The following is a 9,662-nucleotide window of genomic DNA, read 5'->3' on the forward strand; positions in this document are numbered from 1 at the left end:
CCGTCACCGTGCCGTATGGCTACGACGGCTATTACCTGAACGTGATGGCCGGCCCCAAGCGGACCTGGCATTTTAAAAACGACCCGGCCCACGAGTGGCTGATGACGAAATAATAGACAAGGATAAACGATGACTACCCCGACCATTGGCCACTTTATCGGTGGCAACCCCATGGCCTCGCGCACCGAGCGCACGAGCGACGTGTTTAATCCTGCCACGGGCGCCGTGACGGCCAAGGTGGCGCTGGCCACGCCTGCCGAACTGAACGCGGCCGTGGCCGCCGCCCATGCGGCCTTTCCCGCCTGGTCGCAAACCTCGCCCCTGCGCCGCGCCCGCGTCATGTTCAAATTCAAGGAATTGCTGGAGCAAAACGCCGACAAGCTGGCCGAGCTGATCACGCGTGAACACGGCAAGGTCTTCACGGATGCGAAAGGGGAAGTGACGCGCGGCATCGAAGTGGTGGAGTTTGCCTGCGGCATCCCGCAGATGATGAAGGGAGAATACTCGGAACAGGTGGCCGGCGGCATCGACGCCTGGTCGATCCGCCAGGCGCTCGGCGTCTGTGTCGGCATCACGCCGTTCAACTTTCCCGTCATGGTGCCGATGTGGATGTTCCCGATGGCCATTGCCTGCGGCAATACCTTCGTATTAAAACCGTCGGAACGCGACCCGTCGGCCAGCCTGCTGCTGGCGCAGCTGCTGACGGACGCGGGCTTGCCCGACGGTGTCTTCAACGTCGTGCAGGGCGATAAAGAAGCCGTCGACGGCTTGCTGCACCACCCGGACGTGCGCGCCGTCAGCTTCGTCGGTTCCACGCCGATCGCCGAGTATATCTATGCGACGGGCTGCGCCCAGGGCAAGCGCGTCCAGGCCCTGGGCGGCGCAAAAAACCACATGGTCGTCATGCCCGACGCGGACATTCCCCAGACGGTCGATGCCCTGATGGGCGCCGCCTTCGGTTCGGCCGGCGAGCGCTGCATGGCCATTTCCGTCGTCGTGGCGGTGGGCAATGTGGCGGACCAGTTGGTGGAAGCGCTGGTGCCCCGTATCGCGGCGTTAAAGATCACGCAAGGCATGGACCTGTCGGCCGAGATGGGTCCGGTGGTGACGCAGGTGCACAAGGAGAAGATCGCCGGCTATATCGCGCAAGGTGTGGACGAGGGCGCCAAGCTTATCTGCGACGGGCGCGGCTTCGTCCTGCCCGGCCATGAGCACGGCTTTTTCCTCGGCGGCAGCCTGTTCGACCACGTCACGCCGGACATGACGATTTACAAGGAGGAAATCTTCGGCCCCGTGCTGTGCATCGTGCGCGTGCCCGATTTCACGGCGGCGCTGGACCTGGTCAATGCGCATGAATACGGCAACGGCACGGCCATCTATACGCGCGACGGCAACACGGCGCGCGAATACACGCACCGGGTGCAGGTCGGTATGGTGGGCGTGAACGTGCCGATTCCCGTGCCGATGGCCTTCCACAGCTTCGGCGGCTGGAAGCGCAGCCTGTTCGGCGACCACCATGCGCACGGCCCGGAATCGGTGCGTTTCTATACGAAGCAGAAGGCGGTGACGCAGCGCTGGCCGGCCTCGACGGCGGCCGGGGCGGAGTTTGCCATGCCGACCCTGAAGTAATTCCGCTGTAAAACCGGCTGGTTCGCTTCTTGCTTACTGCAATGGTTGTGTTTAGCCATTGCAGATCGCTCCCATGACGTCCAGCCGTACCCAGCCTTTGCGCATCGTCGTCGTCAACACTATTGTCGAGCACGGCGTGCACGAGAATGCGGCCTTGGCTGCCCAAGTGCAGCGCGGCAATGCCTTGCGCATCGGCTTGCTGGAATCGGGCTACGACATCGTCGCTTCCCTGCCAGCCGACCTCTACCTTCCTGAACGCATCGCCCAACTGCAGCCTGATCTCATCATCATTGACGCGGAATCGGATGCGCGCGACGTGCTCGAGCACATCGTCATCGCCACGCGCGACGAGCGCCGCCCCATCGTGCTGTTTACGGAAGACGGCGCCACGGCCAGCATCGACGCGGCCATGGCGGCCGGCGTCTCCGCCTACATCGTGGCCGGCTTGCATGCCGAGCGCATCTTGCCCGTGCTGAACGTGGCGCTCGCGCGCTTTCGCCAGGAAGAAAAATTGCGCGCCGAATTGCTCGACACGCGGCACAAGTTGCTGGAGCGCAAGGTGATCGAGCGGGCCAAGGGCCTGTTGATGACGCACCACGGCTTGACGGAAGACCAGGCTTACCAGCGCTTGCGCAGCATGGCCATGAACAAGAAACTCAAGCTGGCAGAGATTGCCCAGCGCATCCTCGACGTGGAGGACTTGTTGGGATGAATCGTCCATTTCCTGACACATGCTGGTGCAGCGCACCATTGCGGTGCGTTTCCAGCCGCCATGAAGCGGGCAGGTACGGGCACGCTCCTTGCTGCTGGAAGGTGAGAGCCTTGCCCACAGCGGCACGGCAAAACAGTATTTATCGGCAAGGAATGGTATGACAGAGAAAATGGCAGACAGTGCCCAGGTGATGCGGACCCTGCAGCCGGAAAAACAGACGATACGCATCGGCTACCTGCCGCTGACCGATTGCGCCTCGCTGGTGATGGCGTCGAAGCTGGGTCTCGATGAAAAATACGGCATCAAGATCGAACTGAGCCGCGAGATGTCGTGGGCCGGCGTACGCGACAAACTGAACAATGGCGAACTCGACGCGGCCCATGTGCTGTATGGCCTCGTGTATGGCGTGCAGATGGGCATCGGCGGGCAGCAGCGCGACATGGCCGTGCTGATGAATCTCAATCACAGCGGCCAGGCCGTCACCGTGTCGGCGGCGCTGGCGCGCGAGGGCGCCCACGATGGTCCCACCCTGGCGCGGCATATGCGCGCCACGGCGCGGCCGTTTGCGTTCGCGCATACTTTTCCGACCGGCAACCACGCGATGCTGCTGCAATACTGGCTGGCCGCGCATGGCATTGATCCGCTGCGCGACGCGCGCGTGATGACGGTGCCGCCGTCGCAGATGGTGGCCGCCTTGCGCGCCGGCCAGATGGACGGCTTTTGCGCGGGCGAACCGTGGGGCTACAAGGCCATCGTCGATGGCGTGGGCGTGACGGCAGCCGCCAGCGGCGCCATCTGGCCCGACCATCCGGGCAAGGTGCTGGGCACCAGCGCCGCGTTTGCGCAGCAGCATCCGAACAGCTGCCGCGCCCTCATCGCCGCCGTGCTCGAGGCGGGACGCTGGATCGATGCCAGCGATACCAACCGGCTGGCCATGGCGGCCACTCTGGCCGAGCCCGCTTACCTGAACACGCCGCAGGAAACGCTGGCGCCGCGCATTCTCGGCCATTACCAGGATGGCTTGGGCAAAACCTGGGATGAGGCGCACGGTTTGAAGTTCTATGGCGATGGCACGGTGAATTTCCCGTATCTGTCCGACGGCATGTGGTTCATGACCCAGCACCGGCGCTGGGGTTTGCTGCGCGATGAACCCGATTATCTGGCGGTGGCAAGGCAAGTCAACCGCATCGACCTGTACCGCCAGGCGGCGGAGATGACGGCCACGCCCGTACCAAAATCCCCCATGCGCAGCTCGACCCTGTGCGACGGCGTCGTGTGGGACGGCAGCGCGCCGGAAGCGTACGCGGCATCGTTTGCCATCGGCCATTTTTTCTGACTGGAGAGTGCATCATGACGCAATGTGGAAGCGTAACCCTGGTCGGCGCCGGTCCCGGCGACCCGGACCTGTTGACGATCAAGGCAGTAAAGGCCATCGCGCGGGCCGACGTGGTGCTGATCGACGACCTCGTCAATCCGGCCGTCCTTGCCCATGCGGCACAAGGCGTGCGCGTGGTCGAGGTGGGCAAGCGGGGCGGCTGCGCCTCCACGCCGCAAGCGTTCATCGAACGGCTGATGCTGGCCGAGGCCCGCGCCGGCCTGCACGTGGTGCGGCTGAAAGGGGGCGACCCCTATCTGTTCGGGCGCGGCGGCGAAGAGCGCGCTTATTTGCGCAGTCACGGCGTGGCCGTCGAGGTGATCCCCGGCATCAGCAGCGGCCTGGCCGCTCCGTCCGGCATCGGCGTGCCGCTCACGCATCGCGCCTGGAGCCAGGGCGCCATCTTCGTCACGGGTCACGGCAAGGATAGCGCCTCGGAGCCGAACTGGGCGGCCCTGGCGCAGAGCAAGCTCACCCTCGTCATCTACATGGGCGTGGCCAGGGTGACGGCCATCCAGGCCGGCTTGCTGGCCGGCGGCATGGCGCCCGGCACGCCCGTGGCCGTGGTGCAATCGGCCAGCCTGCCGGCCCAGCGCCAGTTGCTGAGCACTTTGCAGGAGCTGCCCGACGACCTGCAGGCCAGCGGCCTGGGCAGCCCCAGCATCATCGTCGTGGGCGAGGTGGTGCGCTGCGCCAATGCCTGGGATGAGCATGGCGCACAGGGCTTGCACGCCGCCTGCGTCTGAGCCTGTCCGCGCCTAGCGGATTGGCAGGGCTACGGGACGGATGGGCGCCGCGTCGCCGCCACGGAATTTCAACGAGGCGCCGATGAAGGCGAACTGGTACACCTTGTCGCGCGACAGCGCTTCCAGGTCGACCAGTTCCAGGATGGGCGTGCCCTGCTGCGCCAGCAGATAGGTGTGCACGGGCAGGTAATTGTTCGCCACTTCGGATGGAAACGCCTCGAAACTGAGGTTGTCCGCGCCCACCACCATGGCGCCGCCATCTTCCACGAGGAATTTCGCCGCATCGAGCGACAGGCCGGGCGGATTGGCCATGTAGGTGTGCGCCTGCTCATAATGCTGCATGCGGCCCGTGCGTATCAGCACCACGTCGCCCTTTTCCAGCGTGACCTTCTGTTGCGCCAGCGCCGCGCGCAAGTCTTGCCGCGTCACCCGGTAATTATCGGGCAGTTGTTTGAGACCCTTGGCCACGGCCACGTCGATCAGCACGCCGCGCGCCACGATCGGCGGCAATTTCTCCGCGCCCGTCACGGTCCAGCCCCGGTCTCCCAGGTAGTGTTCCTCCGTAAAGCCATTCCAGATCTTGCCGTTCAGGCCGAAGTGGTTCAGGGCATCGATATGCGTGCCCATGTGCGCATACATGGACACGGCCGAGCCCGTGTAGCTGACGTGGCGGTTCATCTGTTCGCCCACCTGCATCGAATCGGCCACCACGTTGCCTTTCGGCGTGTGCGTCATCCACATCTGGTAGGGCGGGTCGCCGGCCGCCTGCCAGCTGGGCATGCCGATATAGAAATCGACGGCCAGATCATAGCTCTTGCCGCCGTCGATGCGCGCCAGGATGGCGGCACGCGAGGCCGGCGTCATCAGGTTCAGGCGGCCGATCTCGTCTTTCGGGCCCCAGGGGCTGATGCCCACTTCGGGCAGGGCGGCCTGCACTGTCCCTCCGAGCAGGGCCAGCAGCAGGGCAGTCAGGGTGGCGGATGGTTTGAACATGGGGTACTCCTTGTGTGACATGAATAAAGAAGCCGCCATCATATTGTTTTTCATTTCAATGATAATCAGCGATAAAATAATAAGATATTCAACTGAATGGAAAGAATCATGGATGTCCTGGCGCACATGCGCGTGTTTCGCAAGGTGGTCGAGCGCGACAGCTTCAGCAAGGCGGCGCTGGATTTGAATCAGTCGGCGGCGGCCATCAGCAAGCAGGTGCGCCAGCTCGAAGCGCGCCTGGGCACACTGCTGCTGGTGCGCACGACGCGGCGCATGAGCTTGTCGGACGGCGGGCGTGCCTACTATCTCGAATGCTGCCGCCTGCTCGACGAGGTCGATGCGCTGGAACTGGCCACGCGCGGCTGTACCGGCAAGGTGGCCGGGCGGCTGCGCGTGAATGCGCCGCTGTCGTTCGGCCTGAAGGTGCTGTCGCCCTTGCTGCCGGACTTCATGGCCCGCTATCCGGACGTCAAGATCGAGATGACCCTGGATGACCGCCTGCGCGACGTGGTGGGCGAGGGCTATGACGTGTCGCTGCGCATCCGCGCCGCGCTGGCCGATTCGTCCTTGGTGGCGCGCCGCTTGGGCGACGTCGAGCAGATGATTTGCGCAGCGCCGGCCTACCTGGCGCGGCGCGGCACGCCGCGCCAGGCGCAGGACTTGCACGGCCACGATTGCCTCGCTTACCGCCTGGCCGACAGTCCCGGCGTCTGGCAGCTGGCCGGCCCGGAGGGGCCGAGCAGCATCGTGCTGCCCGTGCGCTTTTCCGCCGACAGCAGCCTGCTGCTGGCCGATATGCTGGTGGCGGGCATCGGTGTGGGGGCGCTGCCGTCGTTCGTCGCCGCGCCGCTGCTGGCCAGCGGCGCCCTGGTGCGCGTGCTGCCGTCGCACGGCATGGCCAGGCGCGGCGTGTATGCCTTGACGCCCGATGGACGCCACGTGCAGGAAAAGGTGCGCGCCTTTTGCGACTTCCTGGCCGGGGCGCTGCAGGGGGGCTAGGCACCCGGTGTTTTCCAGTGCAACCTTCCTGCGCGCTTTTTTTCTTGCGCAAGCGCGTCGGGCATGAGCTTTGATAGTATCCTCGTACCTGCTGGGCGGCCGGAGCGCCGCACATTCGAGGAAACCGGAATAAGCGATCGACAATGCACACTTTGAGCAAGGGCGGGGCGGTATCGGGCTTCAGGATATGGGCGGGCGGCCTGCTGCTGGCCCTGGCGGTGGGCGGTGCCCTGTATGCGGGCGCGGCGCGCACGGTCAATGACGACGCCGAACAGCGTTTCGACAATCTCACGCATGGCGCCCAGCATAGCCTGATCACGCGCGTAAAAAGCTATTCCGACCTGCTGCGCGGCCTCGAGGCCCTGTTCCGCACCAGCGAGCACCTGACGCGCCGCCAGTTCCACGATTACGTGGCCGGCCTCGATATCGTGCGCCAGTTCCCGGCCATCGAATCGGTCAACTACGCGGCGGCCGTCCCGTCAGTACAGCGCGCCGCCTTCATCGAGGCCGTGCGCCGTGACACCAGCCTGGCGCCGCGCGGCTATCCCGCTTTCACCATCCGGCCTGCGGGCGAGCGGCCTGAATACACGGTGCTCACCTACCTGGAGCCCGATTCCCTGCTGGCCGAACGCATGGGCGTCGATATCGGCGCCAACCCGCTGGTGGCGCAGTCGCTGGCGCAGGCCCGCGACAGCGGCCAGGTCAGCGCATCGGGGCAGGTGATCATGATCAAGGGGCCGCCCGCGCATATCGGCCTGGGCATGCGCCTGCCCGTGTACCGCAATGGCATGCCGCAGGGCAGCGTGGCCGAGCGCCGCGCCGCCTACCAGGGCTCCGTCGGCATCGGCTTTGGCGTGGCGCAGCTGGTGCACAGCGCGCTCGAACGCAGCGCCCTGGAACCGCTGCACCTGACCCTGTACAGCGCGGCCGACCCTTTGACGGCCAGCGGGTCCCTGTCCATCACGCCGCAGGACCGCCTGCTGTTCAACGATGACGGCGACCTGGCGGCGGCGCCGCCGCAACCGGGCAGCGATGCCGACTATTTCGACCAGGTGCTGCCCGTCGCTTACCAGGGCGGCCTGTGGAAAGCCCATTTCCGCGTGCGCAAGGCGGAGCTGTACAGCCCCTTCGACCGCTATTTTCCATGGCTGGCGCTGGGCGTCGGCGTGGCCGGCACCCTGCTCATTTACGGCTATATCTTTACCTTGTACCGGTCGCGCCGCAGCGCGGTGGCGCAGCGCACCCTGCTCGATACGGTGCTCGACAGCGTCGACGCCTACGTCTACATGAAGGATGCCGACCTGCGCTACCGCTATGTGAATGCGCGCACGGCAACCATCCTCGGCCGTCCCGCGGAGCAGCTGATCGGCCGCCAGGATGGCGAGTTGATGCTCGGCGATGCGGCGGCCGCCGCGCAGTTGACGGAGCGCCAGGTCTTCGACAGCGGCGCCAAGTTCGTCGGCGAGGAGCGCTTCGTCGATGTGCAGGGCCAGGTGCATCACCTGTGGAGCGTGAAGGTGCCGCTGGGCTTGCCCGGTCCCGTCACGGGCCTGATCGGCCTGTCTACCGACGTGACGGAACTGCACCGCCTGAAAGAGCAGGCCGACGCGGCCAGCCAGGCCAAGAGCGACTTCCTGTCGAACATGAGCCATGAAATCCGCACGCCGATGAACAGCATTATCGGCATGGCGCACCTGGCGCTGAAATCGGTGGCCGATGCGCGCCAGCGCGACTATCTGCAGAAAATCTTCCATTCGGGCCAGCATTTGCTGGGCCTGATCAACGACATCCTCGATTTTTCCAAGATCGAGGCGGGCAAACTGGAGCTGGAGGTGCTGGACTTCCGTCTTGACACCCTGCTGGCGAACATCGCCAGCCAGCTGGGCGACGCGGCCGCCGTCAAGGGCCTGGCGCTGCAGTTCGATATCGCGTCCGAGCTGCCGCAGCGCTGGCGCGGCGACCCGCTGCGCCTGGAGCAGGTCTTGCTGAACCTGACCAGCAACGCCATCAAGTTTTCCGACAATGGCAGCATCTTCGTGCGCGTGCGCCAGTCCGAGGAGCGCGCCAGCCATGCCATGCTGCGCTTCGAGGTGCAGGACCGGGGCATCGGCATGAACCAGGAAGAGGTGGCGCAGCTGTTCCGCTCCTTCCACCAGGCCGACCCGTCGACCACGCGCAAGTATGGCGGCAGCGGCCTGGGGCTGGTGATCAGCAAGCAGCTGGTGGAGCTCATGGGCGGCAAGGTGGGCGTGTACAGCCAGCCGGGCCTGGGCAGCACCTTCTGGTTCACGGCGCGCCTGGAGAAGAGCGCGCAGGGGGCCGACGAGCGCATCGCCGAAGTGGAGCCGGAAGTGCTGGGGGTGATACGCGGCGCCTCCATCCTGCTGGTGGAAGACAACATCTTCAGCCAGCAGGTGGGCTGCGAGCTGCTGGAAGACGCGGGCGCCACCGTTTGCGTCGCCTGCAATGGCCGCGAGGCGCTGGAATTGCTGGCCCGCCAGCGCTACGACTGCGTGCTGATGGACGTACAGATGCCGGAGATGGATGGCTTCGAGGCGACGCGCCGCATCCGCGCCGATGCGAAACTTGCCGGCCTGCTGGTGATCGCCATGACGGCCAACGCGGGCAGCGAAGATCGCGCCCGCTGCCTGGAGGCGGGCATGGATGAATTCGTGACCAAGCCGATCGCCCCGAATCTGCTGTTTCACCTGCTGGCGAAATGGTTTCGCCTGCGTGGCGGCATTGGCGGCATCGGCCGCGACAGGCTGGCGGCGGCACCGACAGCGCCGACAGCGCCGCCATCGGACGCCGCGCCGGAATCGCGCGACACGGCCATCCTCGATCTGGCCACCCTGGCGCTCACGTTCAGCAATGACGCCGTGAAGATGCGCAAGTACACCCAGCTGTTTCTCGACACGGCGCGCGACGGCATCGCCGAAATGGAGCAAGCCATGGCGCTGGAAGACCTGGGGCGCCTGGCCGACCTGGGCCACCGCAGCAAATCGTCGGCGCTGGCCGTGGGCGCGCACGCTTTCGCCGCCCTGTGCCTGTCGATCGAAGGCTTGCGCCTGGGCGGCGACATGCAGCAGGCGCGCGCCTTGCTGGCGGCGCTCGGGCCGGCGCTGGCGCAGGTGGCGGAACAAATTTCCGTGGAATTTGCCGCCAGCGACGCCCCTTGAGGCAGGCAGCGGCGATAATAGGCGTTTGA

8 protein-coding genes are annotated in these 9,662 nt (G+C 65.6%); 7 read left to right on the top strand and 1 reads right to left on the bottom strand.

The window, feature by feature from the left end:
• The 5 genes from JAB8_RS28290 to cobA form a co-directional block, all read left to right on the top strand.
• On the top strand, positions 1–113 hold a 113-nt coding region (locus JAB8_RS28290), incomplete at its 5' end, for a 5-deoxy-glucuronate isomerase (RefSeq protein ID WP_175445224.1).
• A 16-nt stretch (positions 114–129) separates the two neighbouring features.
• Positions 130–1,629: a CoA-acylating methylmalonate-semialdehyde dehydrogenase gene (locus tag JAB8_RS20760; protein WP_070291248.1), complete on the top strand. Its 1,500-nt coding sequence runs from the start codon at positions 130–132 to the stop codon at positions 1,627–1,629.
• Positions 1,630–1,702: 73 nt separating this feature from the next.
• Positions 1,703–2,341, top strand: coding sequence for an ANTAR domain-containing protein (locus tag JAB8_RS20765; RefSeq protein WP_070291249.1), 639 nt, complete (start codon positions 1,703–1,705; stop codon positions 2,339–2,341).
• A 157-nt stretch (positions 2,342–2,498) separates the two neighbouring features.
• Complete coding sequence (locus JAB8_RS20770) at positions 2,499–3,677, top strand: CmpA/NrtA family ABC transporter substrate-binding protein (protein ID WP_070291250.1); 1,179 nt, start codon at positions 2,499–2,501, stop codon at positions 3,675–3,677.
• 14 nt (positions 3,678–3,691) lie between these two features.
• The gene (gene cobA / locus JAB8_RS20775; protein WP_070291251.1) at positions 3,692–4,462 is read left to right on the top strand and encodes a uroporphyrinogen-III C-methyltransferase; all 771 of its coding nucleotides are present in this window, start codon (positions 3,692–3,694) and stop codon (positions 4,460–4,462) included.
• A 12-nt stretch (positions 4,463–4,474) separates the two neighbouring features.
• On the opposite strand, the gene JAB8_RS20780 is transcribed toward cobA, so the two are convergent.
• Positions 4,475–5,455, bottom strand: coding sequence for a cyclase family protein (locus JAB8_RS20780; protein ID WP_141749893.1), 981 nt, complete (start codon positions 5,453–5,455; stop codon positions 4,475–4,477).
• Positions 5,456–5,563: 108 nt separating this feature from the next.
• Here JAB8_RS20780 and JAB8_RS20785 point away from each other — a divergent pair, with 108 nt between their 5' ends.
• The gene (locus JAB8_RS20785) at positions 5,564–6,454 is read left to right on the top strand and encodes a LysR family transcriptional regulator (RefSeq protein WP_070291252.1); all 891 of its coding nucleotides are present in this window, start codon (positions 5,564–5,566) and stop codon (positions 6,452–6,454) included.
• A 143-nt stretch (positions 6,455–6,597) separates the two neighbouring features.
• Positions 6,598–9,633: a CHASE domain-containing protein gene (locus JAB8_RS20790; protein WP_070291253.1), complete on the top strand. Its 3,036-nt coding sequence runs from the start codon at positions 6,598–6,600 to the stop codon at positions 9,631–9,633.
• The last annotated feature ends 29 nt before the right edge of the window (positions 9,634–9,662 follow it).

Origin of the sequence: Janthinobacterium sp. HH106 (assembly GCF_001758725.1) — a bacterium.
GTDB lineage: Bacteria > Pseudomonadota > Gammaproteobacteria > Burkholderiales > Burkholderiaceae_D > Janthinobacterium.

Coding starts and splice junctions, on each gene's coding strand:
- JAB8_RS20760 (WP_070291248.1), top strand. CDS start 130: ATGACTACCCCGACCATTGGCCACTTTATCGGTGGCAACCCCATGGCC.
- JAB8_RS20765 (WP_070291249.1), top strand. CDS start 1,703: ATGACGTCCAGCCGTACCCAGCCTTTGCGCATCGTCGTCGTCAACACT.
- JAB8_RS20770 (WP_070291250.1), top strand. CDS start 2,499: ATGACAGAGAAAATGGCAGACAGTGCCCAGGTGATGCGGACCCTGCAG.
- cobA (WP_070291251.1), top strand. CDS start 3,692: ATGACGCAATGTGGAAGCGTAACCCTGGTCGGCGCCGGTCCCGGCGAC.
- JAB8_RS20780 (WP_141749893.1), bottom strand. CDS start 5,455: ATGTTCAAACCATCCGCCACCCTGACTGCCCTGCTGCTGGCCCTGCTC.
- JAB8_RS20785 (WP_070291252.1), top strand. CDS start 5,564: ATGGATGTCCTGGCGCACATGCGCGTGTTTCGCAAGGTGGTCGAGCGC.
- JAB8_RS20790 (WP_070291253.1), top strand. CDS start 6,598: ATGCACACTTTGAGCAAGGGCGGGGCGGTATCGGGCTTCAGGATATGG.